18 protein-coding genes and 1 pseudogene are annotated in these 18,065 nt (G+C 68.8%); 9 read left to right on the forward strand and 10 right to left on the reverse strand.

Annotated elements, in window-relative coordinates:
* The first annotated feature begins 23 nt into the window (after nt 1-23).
* Nucleotides 24-647, forward strand: coding sequence for a TetR/AcrR family transcriptional regulator (locus LKD76_RS13570; protein ID WP_227981638.1), 624 nt, complete (start codon nt 24-26; stop codon nt 645-647).
* 86 nt (nt 648-733) lie between these two features.
* Here LKD76_RS13570 and LKD76_RS13575 read toward each other — a convergent pair whose 3' ends face one another.
* The 4 genes from LKD76_RS13575 to LKD76_RS13590 all read right to left on the reverse strand — a co-directional run bounded on the left by LKD76_RS13575 (nt 734) and on the right by LKD76_RS13590 (nt 3,087).
* Entirely contained in the window at nt 734-1,303 is a 570-nt protein-coding gene (locus LKD76_RS13575) for a hypothetical protein (protein WP_227981639.1), read from the reverse strand.
* 67 nt (nt 1,304-1,370) lie between these two features.
* A complete protein-coding gene (locus LKD76_RS13580) occupies nt 1,371-1,583 on the reverse strand; it encodes a hypothetical protein (protein WP_227981640.1) in 213 nt (70 codons plus the stop codon).
* A gap of 116 nt (nt 1,584-1,699) precedes the next feature.
* The gene (locus tag LKD76_RS13585; RefSeq protein WP_227981641.1) at nt 1,700-2,365 is read right to left on the reverse strand and encodes a sterol desaturase family protein; all 666 of its coding nucleotides are present in this window, start codon (nt 2,363-2,365) and stop codon (nt 1,700-1,702) included.
* Nucleotides 2,362-3,087 (reverse strand): FadR/GntR family transcriptional regulator, encoded by a 726-nt coding sequence (locus tag LKD76_RS13590; protein ID WP_227981642.1) that lies wholly within the window; start codon nt 3,085-3,087, stop codon nt 2,362-2,364. Before LKD76_RS13590 ends, LKD76_RS13585 begins: the two co-directional genes overlap by 4 nt.
* 171 nt (nt 3,088-3,258) lie before the next feature.
* Here LKD76_RS13590 and LKD76_RS13595 point away from each other — a divergent pair, with 171 nt between their 5' ends.
* Entirely contained in the window at nt 3,259-4,146 is an 888-nt protein-coding gene (locus LKD76_RS13595; RefSeq protein ID WP_227981644.1) for a universal stress protein, read from the forward strand.
* Between the two features lie 111 nt (nt 4,147-4,257).
* A pseudogene (locus tag LKD76_RS32450) lies at nt 4,258-4,467 on the forward strand (DUF8730 family Cys-rich protein); the annotation flags it as partial.
* Here the strand turns inward: LKD76_RS32450 and LKD76_RS13600 are convergent.
* The 5 genes from LKD76_RS13600 to LKD76_RS13620 all read right to left on the reverse strand — a co-directional run bounded on the left by LKD76_RS13600 (nt 4,398) and on the right by LKD76_RS13620 (nt 7,743).
* On the reverse strand, nt 4,398-4,820 hold the full coding sequence (locus LKD76_RS13600) for an organic hydroperoxide resistance protein (RefSeq protein ID WP_227981646.1): 423 nt from the start codon (nt 4,818-4,820) through the stop codon (nt 4,398-4,400). The pseudogene LKD76_RS32450 and the gene LKD76_RS13600 sit on opposite strands and share 70 nt — an antisense overlap.
* A gap of 5 nt (nt 4,821-4,825) precedes the next feature.
* Nucleotides 4,826-5,311 (reverse strand): MarR family winged helix-turn-helix transcriptional regulator, encoded by a 486-nt coding sequence (locus tag LKD76_RS13605; RefSeq protein WP_227981648.1) that lies wholly within the window; start codon nt 5,309-5,311, stop codon nt 4,826-4,828.
* 154 nt (nt 5,312-5,465) lie between these two features.
* The gene (locus LKD76_RS13610; protein ID WP_227981650.1) at nt 5,466-5,603 is read right to left on the reverse strand and encodes a hypothetical protein; all 138 of its coding nucleotides are present in this window, start codon (nt 5,601-5,603) and stop codon (nt 5,466-5,468) included.
* Between the two features lie 17 nt (nt 5,604-5,620).
* Entirely contained in the window at nt 5,621-7,042 is a 1,422-nt protein-coding gene (locus LKD76_RS13615) for an amidase (RefSeq protein ID WP_227981652.1), read from the reverse strand.
* An 11-nt stretch (nt 7,043-7,053) separates the two neighbouring features.
* Nucleotides 7,054-7,743, reverse strand: a complete 690-nt coding sequence (locus LKD76_RS13620) for a GntR family transcriptional regulator (protein ID WP_255661419.1) — start codon at nt 7,741-7,743, stop codon at nt 7,054-7,056.
* On the opposite strand from LKD76_RS13620, the gene LKD76_RS13625 reads away from it, so the two are divergent.
* Nucleotides 7,681-7,890 carry a hypothetical protein gene (locus tag LKD76_RS13625; protein WP_227985504.1) on the forward strand — a complete coding sequence of 70 codons (210 nt, stop codon included), beginning with the start codon at nt 7,681-7,683 and terminating at the stop codon, nt 7,888-7,890. The two genes, LKD76_RS13620 and LKD76_RS13625, sit on opposite strands and share 63 nt — an antisense overlap.
* A gap of 264 nt (nt 7,891-8,154) precedes the next feature.
* Complete coding sequence (locus tag LKD76_RS13630; protein WP_227981654.1) at nt 8,155-8,580, forward strand: VOC family protein; 426 nt, start codon at nt 8,155-8,157, stop codon at nt 8,578-8,580.
* 14 nt (nt 8,581-8,594) lie between these two features.
* On the opposite strand, the gene LKD76_RS13635 is transcribed toward LKD76_RS13630, so the two are convergent.
* Entirely contained in the window at nt 8,595-9,455 is an 861-nt protein-coding gene (locus LKD76_RS13635; RefSeq protein ID WP_227981656.1) for an NAD(P)-dependent oxidoreductase, read from the reverse strand.
* Nucleotides 9,456-10,115: 660 nt separating this feature from the next.
* On the opposite strand from LKD76_RS13635, the gene LKD76_RS13640 reads away from it, so the two are divergent.
* The 4 genes from LKD76_RS13640 (at nt 10,116) to thrS (ending at nt 18,058) form a co-directional block, all read left to right on the forward strand.
* A complete protein-coding gene (locus tag LKD76_RS13640) occupies nt 10,116-12,323 on the forward strand; it encodes a SulP family inorganic anion transporter (RefSeq protein WP_227981657.1) in 2,208 nt (735 codons plus the stop codon).
* 291 nt (nt 12,324-12,614) lie between these two features.
* A complete protein-coding gene (locus LKD76_RS13645) occupies nt 12,615-14,855 on the forward strand; it encodes a SulP family inorganic anion transporter (protein WP_227981658.1) in 2,241 nt (746 codons plus the stop codon).
* 224 nt (nt 14,856-15,079) lie between these two features.
* On the forward strand, nt 15,080-15,727 hold the full coding sequence (locus tag LKD76_RS13650; RefSeq protein WP_227981659.1) for a (2Fe-2S)-binding protein: 648 nt from the start codon (nt 15,080-15,082) through the stop codon (nt 15,725-15,727).
* A gap of 258 nt (nt 15,728-15,985) precedes the next feature.
* Nucleotides 15,986-18,058, forward strand: a complete 2,073-nt coding sequence (thrS, locus tag LKD76_RS13655) for a threonine--tRNA ligase (RefSeq protein ID WP_227981662.1) — start codon at nt 15,986-15,988, stop codon at nt 18,056-18,058.
* Nucleotides 18,059-18,065 lie beyond the last annotated feature (7 nt).

Genomic DNA, 18,065 nt, shown 5'->3' on the forward strand with positions numbered 1-18,065 from the left:
TGGCCGAGCGATAGTGTGAGGTTGTGACGACGGCGAACAGACAGTACGGCGGGCGGGCGGTGACCGAGCGCCGGGCCGAACGTCGTCAGCGCTTCGTCGTGGCGGCGACGAAGGTCTTCGCGGAAAAGGGTTACGCGAACTGCTCACTCGCCGACGTGTGCGCCGCCGCGGGACTGTCCAAAAGACAGTTCTACGAGGAATTCCAGACCCGTGAGGATGTGCTGATCGCGGCCTACGACCGGGTTCAGGACGAGGCCGCGGCGGCGGTGATGCGCTCGCTGGGCTCGCTGCCGGCGCACGATCCCGCCGCGGCGATGGCGGTCGTGCTGTCGGCCTATCTGGAATCCATCACCGCCGACCCGTATCGGGCCAAGCTGGCCTTCATCGAAGTGGTCGGCGCGAGTGACCGGATGGAACAGCATCGGCGCGATCGCCGTCACGGCTGGGTCACCCTGCTGGAAATGGTGGTGGTGCCGATCGCCGGCCCCGGCGCCCGGCTGCGCGGGGGCGCGGCCCTGACCGCCAGTGTGCTCATCGGCGCCGTCAACGGCCTGGCCCACGAATGGTTGCTGATGCGTCCGCGCGCCGAGGTGGGGGAGTTGACCGATCTGCTGATTCCGGTCGCCCTGTCCCTGATCGACATCTGACAGCATCGGTCGGGACGTCGGGGAGGGCGGTGGCGCCTCCCCGGCGCGGTACCCGGCCGCTGTCGCGCGACGACAGCGAACGACGATCAGGCATCGGTGCCGAGCGATTCCCATTCGGTGCGCAGTTCGGCGACCTCGGCGGCGAGCTCATCGCGCAACTGCTCGCGTTCGGTGAGACTCAGGCGCAGGCTTTCGATGGTCTCGTTCATCGCGGCCAGCCGGCGGTCGGCGCGCTCGAGATGCCATTCGAGCACCGAACGACGGTCGACGTCGGTGCTGGCGGCGCGCACCCACTCGACCAGATAGTCGAGCCACTGCGGTTGTTTGGGCATCGGCCGGTCTTCGTCCCAGCCTCGTCGCAGTGCGGGTTTGGCGGAGAGTACGAGTTCGCTGTCGCGGCCGGGTTCCGGGGTGTTCAGCTGGATGAGGCTCAGTTTGCCGGCGCTGGTCACCACCGCGGTCACCCGATAACGCCCGGCCAGATGCATTCTCAGTTCGGCGGTGCCGCGCCCGTCGGCGTCCATGGCTCCCTGCCAGGGGCCCTCCGCCACGTTGAGGATCGATTCCAGGATGCCGAGCTGGCCGACGCCGCGTCGCAGCCGGGTCGCTCGCTTGCGCAGCTCATCGGGTGTGGCGGTCATCTGATCCCAGTGCATACCCACGAACCATAGTGGGCCGGGTGTCCCGGGGTCCGGTCTCGGGCCGCGGGCGGGGACGGTGCAACTACCGCGCGGTGGCGGTGGCCTGCGCACTTCCGCTGGCCAGGGCGTCCACCAAAGCCGCGAGGCCCGAGGCGGAGCCGGTGCCGGACGGGTCCGGCTCACCGGGGGCGATCACCGGCGTGGCGGAGGTGATGTCGGCCGCCGTGGCGATGCCGCCGCCGGTGCACAGCACCGTCGCGGCGGCGATCAGAGTGAGAGTTCCGGCTGTGCTCATGTGATCGGTCCTGTTCCGTCGGCGACGTGGTGGATGCGATTGCCGCACGGACCAATTCACTACATTCCGGCGGGATGGGACAGCCCCGAGTGTTCGGGGCAGCGCTGCCGGTCGGGTCAGCGCGTCGTGCCGTGCAGCGTGGTGGCGGTGCGTGAGTTCGGTGTCGTCGCGGGATCGGGATAGGTGCCCAGCAGGCGATCGGCGGTTCCGGAACTCGTGACCGTGAACCAGTAGTGCTCGTTCTTGAAATGGTGCAGCCGGTGATTGCGGCGGACCGCGGTGTAGAGCCGGGTGCGCGGCTGATAGTCGGTGTGGATCAGATAGTGCGTCCACTCGTAGGCCGAGCCCAGGACGCCGAGCACCGTCAGGAAGGTCAGACCGAGTCCGAGCCGCGGAAATGCCAGCACCGCAACGAGAACCAGGATGGGGAACAACCACAGGAACGTCTGCCACGGGATGAAGATCAGGTCGACGCGACGTGGGTCGGCATGATGTTCGCGGTGTTTGCGCGCCAGCAGGGAATCCAGTGTGAACCGCCCGATCCGGCGAGGGCGCCAGTGCAGCACGCAGACGTGGATCAGCCATTCGGTCAGCGGGAACAGGGCGAGCATCACCGTGGCCAGCGCGACGTCGGTGAGCTGCCAGTCGCCCACCGCGATCCGGGCCGCGACCGCCCCGGCGAACAATGCGGCGATGATCCACGGTGAGGGGCGGCGCACGAAGGCGGTGAAGGCGTCGCGCAGGGTGAAGGGCCTGCGGTGTGGGCGGGTGGTGTCGGTCATTCTCGCGTACCTTCCATCGTGCGCACGACTGTGTCGAATTGTGTTGCGGCCATGCGCAACAGCGTGTCCGCCGCGGTGCGGGCGGCGTCGGCGTCGCCGCGAGCGATCGCGGCGGCCAGCTTCCGGTAGTGCTCGATGCTGCCGACCTCCGGGGCCATCACCCCGGCCAGCGCCACGATCGCCGGCTCGTAGACCTCGCGCAGAGTGTTGAACAACAGCCGGAACACGATGGATCCGGTGCCGTCGACGATGTGGTCCCAGAACTTCAGCGCCTCGAGCTGCTGGGCGACCGGTTCCTGCTGTGCGGCCAGTGATTCGATGCAGTCGTCGAGCTCGGCGCCGGATGTCTCACCGGTGCGTTCGGCGGCGAGGACGGCGACCTCGCGGCCCAGGACCCGCCGTGCCTCGAGGATGTCGGTGACGACCGTTGGGTCGACGGTGCCGTCGCGCACGATCAGCCGCGGCAGCAGGTCCAGTCCGGCGGAGCGGCGGAAGTCGCGCACCGTCGTGGCGCCGCCCTGGCGCACCTCGATCAGGCCGGTATGGGCGAGTTTGCGCAGTGCCTCACGCACGGTCGGCCGCGACACCCCGAGTGCTTCGGCGAGTTGGCGTTCCGCCGGAAGGGTCGACCCGGCCGGGAGTTCGCCGTCGAGCACCTCGCCGACGAGCTGGTCGAACACCGCGTCGGGCACCGTCTGCCGGTCTATCCGCTGGAAGGCCATGATCCGAAATGTAGCCGCGCAGTGGTAAGAGGTCAAGTGGTCATACCAGTTTTCTGAAGGGGTCGACCGCTACTATCGAGCTGACCGGATTTCGTGCCCTGATTTTTATCCGGCGGTGGTCGTCGTGTCCGCCGGCTCGTGTCCCGCTGTGCCGACCGAGGAGGACCGCCTGTGACCGTCGAGCAATCCGGATCCGCTACCGCGCCGATCGTCGTCGCCGTGGACGGGTCACCCACTTCACTACAGGCCGTGGCCTGGGCGGCGCGCGATGCGGCACTGTCGGGCCATCCGCTGCGGATCGTGCACTCGATCGCGGTGCCGGCGGGATTCGGGCCGGGGCTGGCGGCCGGTACCGCGCAGCCGGATTGGTTGCGTACCGACGGTGAGCAGATCCTGTCCGAGGCGGCTGCTTCGGCCCGGGAACTGGCCGGGCCGGATGTGGTGATCGATGCCGAATTGAGCTTGGAGCTGGTCATCGGCGATCTGCTGGTCCGCTCGGAGCACGCCTATCGGATGGTGGCCGGAAGCCGGGGGCGGGGGGCTCTGCGTCGCGGGTTGCTCGGTTCGGTGAGCTCGGCACTGGTCCACCACGCCCGGTGTCCGGTGGTGGTGGTGAAAGACGATTCCGCCACCGATGCGGCGGCGGCGCGGCGCCCGGTGCTGGTCGGGGTCGACGGCACCGACAACAGTGATCCGGCGACCGGCCTCGCCTTCGAGGAGGCGCAGCGCCGTGGTGTAGCACTGGTCGCGCTGCATTCCTGGAGCGACACAACGGGTCTCGACATCTCGATGTTCGGCTGGGACACCATCGTCAACGCGGAACATGCGATGCTGGCACAGCGGCTGGCGCCGTGGCGCGATCGCTATCCCGAGGTGCCGGTGACGCTGGAGGTGGCGCGCGACGATCCGGGGAAATCGCTCCTGAAACAATCCGATTCGGCCCAACTGGCGGTGGTCGGAAGCCGCGGCCGCGGCGGTTTCGCCGGGATGCTGCTCGGCTCAACCAGTGCCGGGCTGGTGCATTCGGCCGAATGCCCGATCATGGTGGTGCGCCGGTGACGGCTGGGGCCAATACCACCCCTGGGTATAGTGGGTGGCAATCCCGCCCGATTCGTGAGGAGCTGCCCCATGTGCGTCCCGACCACCTGCGCCACCTGAGGTAAGACCACCTGGTCCGGCTGCGGCGCGCACATCGATCAGGTGCGGGCCTCGGTGCCACCGGCGCAGTGGTGCGGCGGTCACGCCGAGGCCTCGCAGCGGAAACGCTGGTGGCCTCGCAGCGGAAACGCTGGTGGCAGCGCGGCTGAGGATCAGTCCTCGGCGACGACCACGCGCACGTCGATATTGCCGCGCGTGGCGTTGGAGTACGGGCAGACCTGATGGGCCTTGTCGGCCAGTGCTTGCGCGGCGTCGCGTGCCAGATTCGGCAGTGACACCTCCAGGGTGACCTCGAGGCCGAATCCGCCGGCGTCGTTGGGGCCGATGCCGACCTTCGCTCCGACCGCGGAGTCGCTGACGTCGGCCTTCTCCTGCTTGCCGACCAGGCGCAGGGCGGAGTGGAAACAGGCGGCGTAGCCGGCCGCGAAGAGCTGCTCGGGGTTGGTGCCCGCCCCGCTGCCGCCCATCTCCGGCGGGGTGGCCAGGGTCAGGTCCAGTGTGCCGTCGGTGGTGCGGGCGTGGCCGTTGCGTCCGTCTCCGGTGGCAAGGGCTTCGGCGGTGTAGAGGATCGTCATCTAGGTCATCGCTTTCTGTCGGAGGATGCGCACTCGGCATCCGGTGAGGTACCCGCCGTGGTGGCGGCGTTGAGTGCGATGGTCATGCGGACCAGGGTTTCGCGCAGTGTCACCAGTTCTTCCACGGTCATGCCCGTGGCCTCGGCCATGTGGCCGGGGATGTCGCAGGCCCGCTCGCGTAGCGCGTGCCCTCGTCCGGTGAGCCGGATCTCGACGCGGCGCTCGTCGTCGGTGGCTCGGACACGTTCGATCAGCTCGGCTTGCTCGAGTCGTTTCAACAGCGGCGACAAGGTCCCGGAGTCGAGGGCCAGGGCATCGCAGAGCTCGCCGACGCCGCGACCGTCCCGCTCCCACAGCACCAGCATCACCAGATACTGCGGATATGTCAGACCCAGTGCCGCCAGCATCGGCCGGTAGCGCGCGGTCATCGCACGCGACGCGGCGTACAGCGGGAAGCACAGCTGCTGGTCCAACGCCAGGGGATCGGTCACACAGTCAATGTAGGGCACAATTAAGTTGTGCACAACCTTTTGGGGAGTGTGCTGTGTCACCGCCGCGCGGATCGCGCGGGCGCGGCCCACCCGGCCGGCGAAGCGATCTCCGCGGCCGGCTCGGGGAGGCCGCCGGAGGCCTGCCCAGGGCGGCTCAGGTGGTGGTGAAACCGCCGGCCGGGTCGGCGTAGCGAGCGGCGTCGACATCGGCGAGCAGTGCGGTCATGGCGCGCACGGTGGCACGCATGTCGTCGACGGCGGTGTTCTCGTCGGGATCGGTGGACCAGGTCATGGTGTGCTCCTGATGAATCAGCGGACGGCAGTGGGGATTTCGGTGTGATGGCTGGTGCGGCGCTGGTAGGCGTCGCCCACGCGCAGCACGGTGGTCTCGTCGAAATGGTTGCCCGAGATCGACATCGACAGCGGCATCCCCTCGCTGCCGATGCCGATCGGCACGGCCAGGGTGGGATTGCCGAGTGGATTCCAGTACGGCGTGTGCAAGCTGGCCAGCATCGCCATCGGCCGCAGCTGATCCAGATCCCCGAGGGCCGGGGCGCCGAGGTGTCCGGTCGGGGTGATCACCAGGTCCACCCTGGCCAGTAGTTCGGCCATCCGCTGCCGTCCGATACGCCGCACCCGTTGCGCCTGAACATAATCCGGGCCGCTCACGGCGTCGCCGCCGGCGAGGATGATCCGGGTCGCCTGCCCATAGTCGTCCCAGCGCTCGCGCAGAGTGCGCTGATGGTACGCGTGGGCCTCGGCGAGCATGACCACCACGTCGACCGCGGTCAGCTCCCGGTACATCGGTACCTCGACCGGCACGATCCGCGCGCCGGCGGCCTCGAGTTCGGCCACCGCCGCGGAGAATCGTTGCGGCTGTTCGAGATCCATACCGCCGTCGGCGAATCGGTCCAGGGTGTCGACGCCGACGGTGAGGCCGCTCAGATCGCCGGTGAGCGCGCCGACATAGTCGTCGGCGGGGGTACGGGCACTGTAGGGATCGGCCGGATCGTGTCCGGCGAGGACCGAGAGCAGCAGGGCGCAGTCGGCGGCCGATCGTGCCATCGGCCCCGGGTGGTCGAGGGTGTAGCCCAGCGGTACGACCCCGGATTTCGGGACCCGCCCGAAGGTGGGCTTGAGACCCGTTATTCCGTTGAAGGCGGCCGGGATCCGGATACTGCCCGCGGTGTCGGTACCGATCGCGCCGAGGAACATGCCGGCGGCGACGCCACTGCCGGATCCCGAGCTGGAACCGCCCGCCCACCGGTCGGTATTCCAGGGATTGCGCGGCACCGGAAAGGGTTTGGCAGGATCGGGTGCGCCGATGGCGAACTCCATCGTGGTGACCTTGCCGGTGACGATCGCGCCGGCCTGCTCCAGCCGGCGCACCACCGTGCAGTCACCCTCGGCGGCGCCCCAGGCCGGATCCAGCACCAGGCTCTGCGCGGTGGTGGGTGCCGCCGAATGGGCGAGAATATCCTTGATGCCCAGCGGAATTCCGGCCAGCGGGCCGACCGGTTCCCCGGCGGCGAGCTGAGCGTCGACGCGCGCGGCGCGGGCGGCGGCGCGCTCGTCGAATCTGCGGAGGTAGACCCCCAGCGCTCCGTCGTGGGCATCGGCCGCGGCAGTGGCCTGCGCGAGCAGCCGGGTGGCGGTGGTCGCACCGCTGCGCAGGGCGGCGACGGCGCCGGTGAGACCGGAGAGCGCGGGTGGGGTGGCGGCGAGTGTCATGGTGGTCCTCATCATCGGTGGGGCAGGGTCGCGGTCATATCGAGCCGGGGCAGGGCGCCGAGTTCCAGCTGGATTTCGGCACGGCAGGACCCGAGGGCGTAGTCGACGGCTTCGCCGGCGCGGGTGCGAATGGTCTGCTCCACCAGCAGCACCGGCTCACCGGGCAGGATGTGCAGCAGGGCCGCGGTGCATTCGTCGGCGCGCGCGGCCTGCACCCCGACATCGCAGCCGTCGACCTCGACGCGGCCGCCGCGCAGCAGGGTGTAGAAATCGTCGCCGAAGGCGGCCTGATCGACGCGGCTCGCCTCCGGTGCGCGCAGGTAGTTGGTGAACACCGCGATCGGCCGATCATCGAGCAGCAGCACGTATTCGATGCACAGGCAGTCCTCGTCCGGTCCGACGCCGTCGAGGTGGGCGGCGATCACCGGCGGTACCGGAATCCAGGCCCAGTGCAGCAATCGCGGCGTGATACGCCCCAGTTCCAGATGTTCTTCCAGGGTGCGGCCCTCCGGCGGCAGGGCGCCGGAGACGACGTAGTGTTCGCGGATCGCGACGGTGCCCACACCACGGCGACGTTCGATCAGCCCGTCCTCGCGCAGCAGGCCGAGCGCCGCGCGCACCACATCGCGCGGCAGCTGATGATCGGCCATGAGTTCCGCCTCGCCCGGCAGGCGTCCGGCGTCGAATGCGCCCGCGCGCAAAGCGGCTCGGAGCAGATCACGGAGCCGGCGGGCGGGGAGCTGGGCGGCGGCGGGCAGGAGCTGGCGCACCTGATCGCGGAAGACCGGGCGATCGCGATCCGCCTGATCGGGGTGAAGCCGTTCGGTGCGGTACTGCATGCCAGGTAGCGTGCAGAGACCGGGCGTTACGCGACAAGGGCCCGAGGTAAATACCTGGTTACGCGGTGGATTCGCGCCGTCGGACCCCTCCGACCAGCACGTTCGTATCGGTGCGGCGGAGGTTTCGCCGGGCATGGGACGGTGCCCGGGCCCCGGTGGCGCCCGCGCGGCCCGGTTACGCGGTGTGAGCGGTATGTCCGATCCGTACAAAACGTGCGGGCCGGCGCCCGGTTGACTGGCGGCATACGACGATTCGATACGGAGGTGCTCCGAGTGCGAGCCCACGTCCACGCGATCACCCTGGCTGTGCGCGACCTGGATCTGTCGCTGCGGTTCTACCGCGCGCTGGGGTTGTCCTCACCGGGGGTGATCGGCACCGAGTTCCGGGCCGATGCCGAGAATCCGGGAGGTGCGGTCGCGATGTTCACCATGGACAACGGCGTGCTGCTGTCGCTGTACGGGCGCGAGGATCTGGCCCGGGATGCGGGAGTCGGCCTCGAACGAATGTCGGGGTCGGCGATGAGCCTGGGCTGGTTCGTCGACACCGACGAGGCGGTGGGCCGCGTGCTGGAGCCGGCCCGCGACGCCGGCGCGACCGTGCCGCAGCCCGCTCGCCGGCGGCCGTGGGGAATTCACGCGGGGTACTTCGCCGATCCCGACGGCCACCTGTGGGAGGTCGTGTCCTTCGCGCCGCGGTGACGGCGAGCGATCGGCTAGGAGTTCGGCGCCGTCGGGTCGCGGTACAAGGCGGCCACCGCGGAGATGTCGGCATCGGGATCCCGGCCGCCCGCGGTCTCGTAGCGGCCCCGCACGACCTCGGCCACCGGTAACTCGAGATCGGCCCCGGCCGCGATGTCGAGGGCCAGCCCGGCATCCTTGGCGCCCAGTACGGTCGTCCACCAGCCCTGCGGTGAGGCCGTGAGGACGGCGTCGAACCGGTTGGCGAGCGCGGGCGCGACGACGGGGGCATCGGCGAGCAGTGCGTGCAACTGTTCGTCGTCGAGGCCGCCGGACCGCCCGACGGTGAAGGCCTCGGCGAGGGCGACCACACCCGACAGCAGCAGGAAGTTCGTGGTCACCTTGGCGGTCAGCGCCAGCGCGGCCGATTCGTAGCGCCGGATCCGGTCGGACAGATCGCCGAGCAGGGGTCCGAGCCGATCGATCAGCCCGGTGTCGCCACCGGCGAGCAGCGTCGCCGTGCCCGCGCGGACCGCGGCGGGTGCTCCGACGATCGGAAGCGACAGGAATCGGGGGCCGAAGGCATCCGCGAGGGCGGCGCCGAGCGCGGGGGAGACCGTCGAGCAGTCCAGATAGGGCGTATCCGCCGCGATCGCGGCCTGCAGATCTCCGAAGGCCACCGAGATGACCGCGACATCGTCGGCCAGCATGGTGATCACGGCGTCGACACCGGAGACCGCGTCGGCGATCGTCGCGGCCTCCACGGCGCCGGCGGATTCGAGCTCTCCCGCTCGGCCTTTCGTCCGGTTCCACACCGTGACCCGGTGCCCGCCGTCGAGCAGGCGCCCGGCGAGTGCCCGGCCCATCTGTCCCATACCCAGTACGGCGATATGCACGCTGCCTCCTCGTCTCGGTTGCCCGGCGCGCCCCGGTGACGTGCCGCTGCTTCCACTGTCTCGCACGACATGCGGTGCTGTCCCGCGCGGGGCGGGGCGGGCGCCGAAGTGGTGAGGGCCGCCGCCGTCCGGCCGGCCGTGATCGCGGTCGGCGCCGGTGAAAACCGTTGCCGGACAGTGGGTGTGAATGTTCACGATCGGTGGTGCGCCGCAGCGCGTCGTTCCGCGCGGGCGGACGCGCCGAGCGGTGCCGGCGGTGCGGACACCGGGCTCGGCGCGCCGCGGTGATAGATAAGTCGTACAAATGTCCAGTAGGGATGATGCGGTACTCTTGGGTGGTCGCCGCGGGGATCGGTTCTGTCGCATACCTTTTCGGGGGGAGCTGACGCCGGTCCCGGCAGTCGGCGGCGATACGATCGCGCTCTCGAATGTGATATGGATCACAATTCGGTACCGGCAGCGATTTTTCTTCTGGAAACGCTTTCCAACTGCTTTGCGTTGTCTTTACTATTGTGTCGATGCGTTGCCGCGGGCTCGCGTGTCCCGATGGATCGCAGTCGCAACACATCTCGGCGTAACGAGCTTCGCCCGCCCGCTTTCGATGCCAGTACATGTTCCACCGATGAACCGAACCGCGACACGGTTCGGCGAAGGAGAAATATGTCCACCGACACCGACCCGGCCCGACGGACGTCGCCCAAGGGGCTCTCGGTTGTTCTACGACACGATCTACCCGCCTCCGTGGTGGTCTTCCTGGTCGCGCTACCCCTGTCCATCGGGGTGGCCGTCGCCATGGGGGCGCCGGTCGCCGCCGGATTGATCGCCGCGGTCGTCGGCGGATTGGTCGCCGGACTGTGTGGCGGCTCGGTGCTGCAGGTCAGTGGCCCCACGGCCAGCCTGACCGTGGTGGTCGCCGAGGCTATCCATCAATTCGGATGGGCGACAACATGTTTCATCACGGTGCTGGCCGGGGCGCTACAGGTGCTGTTCGGGCTGAGTCGCATCGCGCGGGCCGCACTGGCCATCGCGCCGGTGGTCGTCCACGCCATGCTGGCCGGGATCGGTGTCGTCATCGCGTTGCAGCAGCTGCACGTCCTGCTGGGCGGGCAGTCGCTGAGTTCCTCGTGGCAGAGCATCGTCCAGTTGCCGCATCAGCTCACCGTGAGCCACGGTGGTGACGCGCTGGTCGGCGTGGTGGTGATCGCGATCATGCTGGGCTGGCGCTATCTGCCCGGGCGTATCCGGGCGGTGCCCGCGCCCCTGGCCGCCGTCGTGGTCGCGACGGCGCTGGCGATGATCGTGCCGACCAGTGTCGAGCGCATCACGCTGCACGGCTCGCTGTTCGACGCGATGTCGCTACCGCAACTGCCGCACGGCAATTGGGGTGCGGTCGTGCTGGCGGCGATCACGATCGCGCTGATCGCCAGCGTCGAGACCCTGCTGTCCGCGGTCGCCGTGGACCGCCTGCGGCCGGAGTATCGCACCGATCTGGATCGGGAACTGCTCGGTCAGGGCGTGGCGAATATGACGTCCGGCATGCTGGGCGGGCTGCCGGTGGCGGCGGTCATCGTCCGCAGTATCACCAATGCGAAGGCCGGTGCGCGCACCAAGGCCAGCACCATGCTCGGTGGTGTGTGGGTGCTGGTGTTCTCGGTGGCGCTGGTGGAGGTGGTGCGCCAGATTCCCAAAGCGGCGCTGGCCGGGCTGCTGATCGTCATCGGCATCGGGCTGGTGAAGCTCGCCCACATCCGCCTCGCACGGCGTGCCGGTGATCTGATCGTCTATGCCGCAACGGTTCTCGTGGTCGTCTTCGCCAATCTGCTGCTGGGTATGCTGATCGGGCTGGTGTTGTCGTTCGGGCTGCTGATGTGGCGGGTAGTGCGGGTGGTGATCGCGGCCGCGCCGGTCGGTGACACCGGACGCTGGCTGGTGACCGTGGACGGCTCGGCCACCTTCCTCGCGCTGCCCCGGCTCACCGCCCAGCTGGCCAAGGTGCCGGCCGGGGCGCCGGTCACGGTGGAGATGACGGTGGACTTCATCGACCATGCCGCATCCGACACCCTGCACGAATGGGCGCAGCGGCACGAAAGCCTCGGTGGCACCGTGCAATTCGTCGAACTCGGTACCGTCCGCATCGCGGATCTCACGGCGGGCCCGCCCGCGCGCAAGCACGCCCGCGGCATGCTCGACGACATGCTCGGTCCGTGGCGTCGCACCACTCGCACCGATTCGATGGCGGCCGGTATCGAGGCCTACCACCGCGGTCACGCCCATATGATGCGGCCGCACCTGGACGAACTGCGGCACGCCCAGGATCCGGAATCGCTGTTTCTGACCTGTGCCGATTCGCGGATCGTGCCGAATGTGATCACCAACAGCGGTCCCGGCGATCTGTTCACGGTGCGCAATATCGGCAATCTCATCCCCGCGGACGGTCGTGACACCTCGGTGGAGGCCGCGCTGATCTACGCGCTGGACAAACTCGATGTCCGATCGATCGTCGTCTGCGGCCACTCCGGCTGCGGTGCGATGGATGCGCTGTGCGGCGGCCTGCACACCGGATCCGGACTCGATGATTGGCTCGCGCACGGCCGGCCGTCGCTCGAGCGGTTCCGCGCGGGGCATCCGGTCGCGGCGGCGGCCGCGGCCGCCGGATTCGGTGAGGTCGATCAGCTGGGCATGGTCAATGTCGCGGTGCAGGTCCAGACGCTGGCGGCGCATCCGATCGTCGCGCGGGGGATCGAGGAGCGTGGTGTCGTGCTGTCGGGTCTGTTCTTCGATATCGCGACGGCGCGAGTGCTGCGCATCACCGAGGACGGGATCGGCGAATTCGACGAGGTGCGCCGGCCCGCCGTGGTGCCGGTATGAGGTTGTGACGTTCCCAGCGCTGGAAATCTCGAACGCGTTTCGAAGGAGGTGAATCGGCGCCCGACCGGCGTCTATGCAGGTAGGAATGAGAGACGGTGACGGCGGTCACATCGAATTCGGAAAGTGTCCGAGGCTAAATACCCTTTTCTAAGGCTTTGCTTAGTCTTTACTATTAGGGTTGCCCTCGCTTCCGGCTCACTGCTGGACAACGAAGTCTCGCAGCTGAATTCGATGCCTGGAGAACATGTTCGACCGACCGGGCCGCACCCGCGGTGCCGGTGAAGGAGCAATATGTCCGCCGACACCGTCTCGACGCCCAGACCGTCCGCCCCACCGGGGGCCGGTTGGTCGGATCGGATGAATTCGATCCTGCGGCACGATCTACCCGCGTCCGTTGTCGTATTCCTCGTCGCGCTGCCGCTGTCGATCGGTATCGCGGTCGCCACCGGCGCGCCCGTCGCCGCCGGACTCATCGCCGCCGCGGTCGGTGGCATCGTGGTGGGGGCGCTGGGGGGTTCCGTTCTACAGGTCAGCGGACCGGCTGCCGGCCTGACGGTGGTGATGGCCGAAACCATCACTCAATTCGGTTGGAAGACAACCTGTTTCATCACAGTCGGTGCCGGTGTCCTGCAAATCGTCTTCGGCCTGAGCCGTATCGCCCGTGCGGCCCTCGCCATCGCGCCGGTCGTGGTGCACGCCATGCTCGCCGGAATCGGTATCACCATCGCGTTGCAGCAGGTTCATGTGCTGCTCGGCGGCTCGTCGCAGAGTTCGGCGTGGGAGAACGTCGCCGAACTGCCGAACCAGCTTCTGCATCTGAGCGGTATCGATGTTCTGATCGGCGGGCTGGTCATCGCGATCATGCTGGGCTGGCGCTACGTGCCGGCCAAGATCCGGGTCGTGCCCGGACCGCTGGTCGCGATCGTGATCGCGACCGCGCTCTCGCTGGTACTGCCGGGTGACCCCGCTCGCATCACCATGAGCGGTTCGCTGTTCGACGCCATCGGCCTGCCGAATATGCCCAGCGGGGACTGGAGCGGCGTCGCGCTCGCGGTACTGACCGTGGCGCTGATCGCGAGCGTGGAGAGCCTGCTGTCCGCCGTCGCGGTCGACAAGATGCACACCGGGGCGCGCACGAACTTCGACCGTGAGCTCATGGCGCAGGGCGCGGCGAACGTCACCTCGGGCATGATCGGCGGCCTGCCGGTGACCGGCGTGATCGTGCGCAGCGCGACCAATGTGACCGCCGGCGCGCGCAGCCGGGCCTCGGCGTTGCTGCACGGCGTGTGGGTGCTGCTGTTCTCGGTGGCCCTGGTGGGTGTGGTCGAACAGATTCCGAAATCGGCGCTGGCCGGGCTGCTGGTGATGATCGGCATCCAGCTGGTGAAGCTGGCGCACATCAGGATCGCGCACCGCACCGGCGAACTGGTGATCTACGCGGTGACCATCGCCGCGGTGGTCTTCCTGAACCTGCTCGAGGGGGTGCTGATCGGCTTGATCGTCGCCTTCGCGCTGCTGCTGTGGCGTGTGGTGCGGGTCTCGGTCGAGGCCGGTCCGGTCGCCGGAACCGATCGGTGGCTGGTGAGCGTGGATGGCACCTGCACCTTCCTGGCCCTGCCCAAGCTGACCGGGCAGCTGGCCAAGGTGCCCGCCGGGGCCGATGTGATGGTCGAGTTGACGGTCGACTTCCTCGACCATGCCGCCTACGACGCCATTCACTCCTGGGCGAAGCAGCACGAAAGCACCGGAGGCACTGTCGAATTCGTCGAGATCGGCACGGCGCGCATGGCCGACGCCGCGGAGCGTCCGCCGCGCCGTGGCCGGGCGCGCGGTCTGCTGGACGACGTCCTGGGCCCGTGGCGCTCCGAGGAGGGCAATTCCGTCGCCGCCGGAGTGGCCGCCTATCACCGCAGCCACGCCCACGTGATGCGGCCGCATCTGGACGAACTGCGCGACGGGCAGGACCCGGATTCGTTCTTCCTGACCTGTGCCGATTCGCGGATCGTGCCGAATGTGATCACCAACAGCGGCCCCGGTGACCTGTTCACCATCCGCAATATCGGCAATCTGGTGCCCCGCCGGGGTACGGATGTGTCGGTGGACGCGGCGCTGGCCTTCGCGCTGGGCAACCTGTCGGTGCGCAATGTGGTCGTGTGCGGGCATTCCGGATGCGGTGCGATGAAGGCCTTGCTCTCGGACGCCTCCGCCGGTCCCGACATCGACGACTGGCTCTCGCACGCCGACGAGGCCTTGACCCGGTTCCGGGCCGGACATCCGGTCGCCGATGCGGCGGCCGCCGCCGGTTACGGTGCCGCCGATCAGCTGAGCATGGTCAATATCGCGGTGCAGGTCGAGACGCTGCGCGATCACCCGGTGGTGTCGCGTGCGGTCGCCGAACGCGGGGTCGCGCTCTCGGGCCTGTTCTTCGATATCGGCACCGCGCGGGTGCTCGAGGTCACGGCGAGCGGCATCGCCGAGATCACCGACGCCGAGCGGCCCGGAATACCCACCGGGAGCGCGACCCACGCGTGATCCTGGTGAGAATGCGCGAGTTCGGCAGCCCGACAGCCGAACTCGCGCATTCGCCGTGTGCGGGCCCCGCACGCGCGGAATCGGCGCGCCTGGCCGATGCCCGAGCGCACGCCGATACGCTGATCCGCGCACCACGGCGCACGATCGATCCGGGCGACTCGGATTTTGCGGCCGTGTCATGGTGGAGGTGGTGCATTCGTTGAATCGACGTGGATCGGAGTCGGATGAAGATGGCTGCACAGCCGCTGGCGCCCGGCGTCCCGGCCGGGGTGGCCGGGACGAAGCTCACCGAGCCCGCCTGGCTCGCGGAGCGGGTCGCCGATATGGGAATCTCCTGGGGCACAGGCGTTTCCCGCGTCTCGGGCACCCTGTGGTGGTGTATGGCGGCCTCGGCGCTGGTCGATCCGATCATCGAGGCCTACGTCGCCGGCAGCCCGGTGCCCGACCCGACACTGGAACGGCTGCGCTGTGAGATGCGGCCCGACGGCGGAATCGAGCGCGTCGTGGCACCGGCCTGTGGACCCGGCACCGCCGCGGCAACGGCACTGGGGGACACGCTGCGCCGGATCGTCCCGGTACTGGCCGAGGCGACCGGCGCCGGGCAGGCCGCGCTGTGGGCGATCGTCGCGGACGCGATCGGCAACCGGGCCATCGACGCGGGCGATCCCGACGCCGGTGCGCGGCTCGCCGCCGAGATCGGTGACCGGCTCCCGGCGCCCCGGTTCATCGACGTGGAATCCCGGACGTTCGTGCGGCGGATCTCGTGCTGCCTGGTCTACGAGGTCCCCGGATGCCAGATGTGCACCAGCTGCCCGAAACGTCCCGCCGCCGAGCGTGCGCGGCTGCTGGCCGACCTCACACACCGGGCGTGAACGCCGTGCGGTCGCTGCCGGGTCGCCGGTGGGGACGGTCGATCGGGACCGCCGCGAGCCGTTGCGGCCGGTCCATCGGCGCACCGGCGGTACTGTCCCGATAGCATTGGTCGCGCCGGTCGGAGTTGCTCGACCGGCCCGGAGTTCTGCTCCGGTTCCGCGGGCTCGTCCCGCACCCGGCGGGTACCCACCCGCACGACAACGCCGCGGGCGGACGTCCGCGGCGAGAACACCGACTTTGCCAAGGAGAGCGCAGCCGTGACCACCTCAGCCCGCAATAACCCTGCCGCCCTCGTCCGGGTGCCGGCCGGGACGACGGCGGGTGCCGCGGTGCGTGAAGCGGGCCTGCCCACCAAGGGCCCCGAGACCGTCGTCGTGGTGCGCGACGCCGAGGGCAACCTCAAGGACCTGTCGTGGGCCCCCGAAACCGATGTCGAGGTCGAGGCCGTCGGCGCCGACTCCGAGGACGGCCGCAGCGTCATCCGCCACTCGGCCGCCCATGTGCTGGCCCAGGCGGTGCAGCAGGAATTCCCCGAGGCCAAACTGGGCATCGGCCCGCCGATCAAGGATGGCTTCTACTACGACTTCCAGGTCGACCGGCCCTTCACTCCCGAGGATCTGACCAAGCTCGAATCCCGGATGAAGAAGATCGTCAAAGGCGCGCAACGATTCTCGCGCCGGGTGGTCGAGGTCGACGACGCCCGGGTGGAACTGGCCAAGGAGCCGTTCAAACTCGAGCTGATCTCCGATAAGTCGGGTATCGACGATCCGGAGATCATGGAGGTCGGCGGCAGTGACCTGGAGCCGAACGAGCTGACCATCTACGACAATCTCGACCCGCGCTCGGGCGAGAAGGTCTGGGGCGATCTGTGCCGGGGCCCGCACATCCCCACCACCAAGTTCATTCCGGCGTTCAAGCTCACCCGCTCGTCGGCGGCCTACTGGCGCGGCGATCAGTCCCGCGAGGATCTGCAGCGCATCTACGGCACCGCCTGGGAGTCGACCGAGGCGCAGGACGAGTACCTGACCCGGCTCGCCGAGGCCGAGAAGCGCGACCACCGCAAGCTCGGCGCGGAGCTGGACCTGTTCTCCTTCCCGGACGAACTGGGCTCGGGCCTGCCGGTCTTCCATCCCAAGGGCGGCATCATCCGCAAGGAGATGGAGGACTACTCGCGGCAGCGGCACGTCGCCGCCGGCTACGAATTCGTCAACACTCCGCATGTCACCAAGGGCCATCTGTTCGAGGTCTCCAAGCACCTCGAGTGGTACGCCGACGGCATGTTCCCGCCCATGCACCTGGACGCGGAGTACAACGAGGACGGCACCGTGCGCAAGCCGGGCCAGGACTACTACGTCAAGCCGATGAACTGCCCGATGCACAATCTGATCTTCCGGTCGCGCGGCCGGTCGTATCGGGAGCTGCCGCTGCGGCTGTTCGAATTCGGCTCGGTCTACCGGTACGAGAAGTCCGGTGTCGTGCACGGCCTGACCCGCGCGCGCGGTTTCACCCAGGACGACGCGCACATCTACGCCGCACAGGATCAGGTGGTCGAGGAGCTCACCACCACCCTCGAATTCGTACTCGACCTGCTCAAGGACTATGGCCTCGACGACTTCTACCTGGAGCTGTCGACCAAGGACCCGGAGAAGTTCGTCGGCTCCGACGAGGTGTGGGAGGAGGCCACCGAGACCCTGCGCCGGGTGGCCACCGATTCCGGTCTGGAGCTGGTTCCGGATCCGGGCGGCGCGGCGTTCTACGGCCCGAAGATCTCCGTGCAGGTCAAGGACGCGCTGGGGCGCACCTGGCAGATGTCGACCATTCAGCTCGACTTCTTCCTGCCCGAACTGTTCGAGCTGGAATACACCTCCTCCGACGGCACCAAGAAGCGGCCGGTGATGATCCACCGCGCCCTGTTCGGCTCGATCGAGCGTTTCTTCGGCGTGCTCACCGAGCACTACGCGGGCGCCTTCCCGGCCTGGCTGGCGCCGGTGCAGGTGGTGGGCATCCCCGTCGCCGACGCTTTCGCCGAACACCTCGACGGGGTGGTGGCGCAGTTGCGGGCGCACGGTGTGCGTGCCGAGGTCGACCGCAGCGACGACCGGATGCAGAAGAAGATCTTCAATCACACCGCGCAGAAGGTGCCGTTCATGCTGCTCGCCGGAGAGCGTGATGTGAACGCGGGTGCGGTGAGTTTCCGGTTCCGTGACGGTACCCAGGTCAACGGGGTGCCGGTAGCCGATGCGGTGGCCACCGTGACCGACTGGATCTCCCGGCGGGACAACGCCTCGCCGAGCGCGGAAGGGTTCGAGGTCCGGGCCGGTGGGGCGTGAGTGAGGG

Source organism: Nocardia spumae (assembly GCF_020733635.1).
In the GTDB taxonomy this organism is placed as follows: Bacteria; Actinomycetota; Actinomycetes; order Mycobacteriales; family Mycobacteriaceae; genus Nocardia; species Nocardia spumae.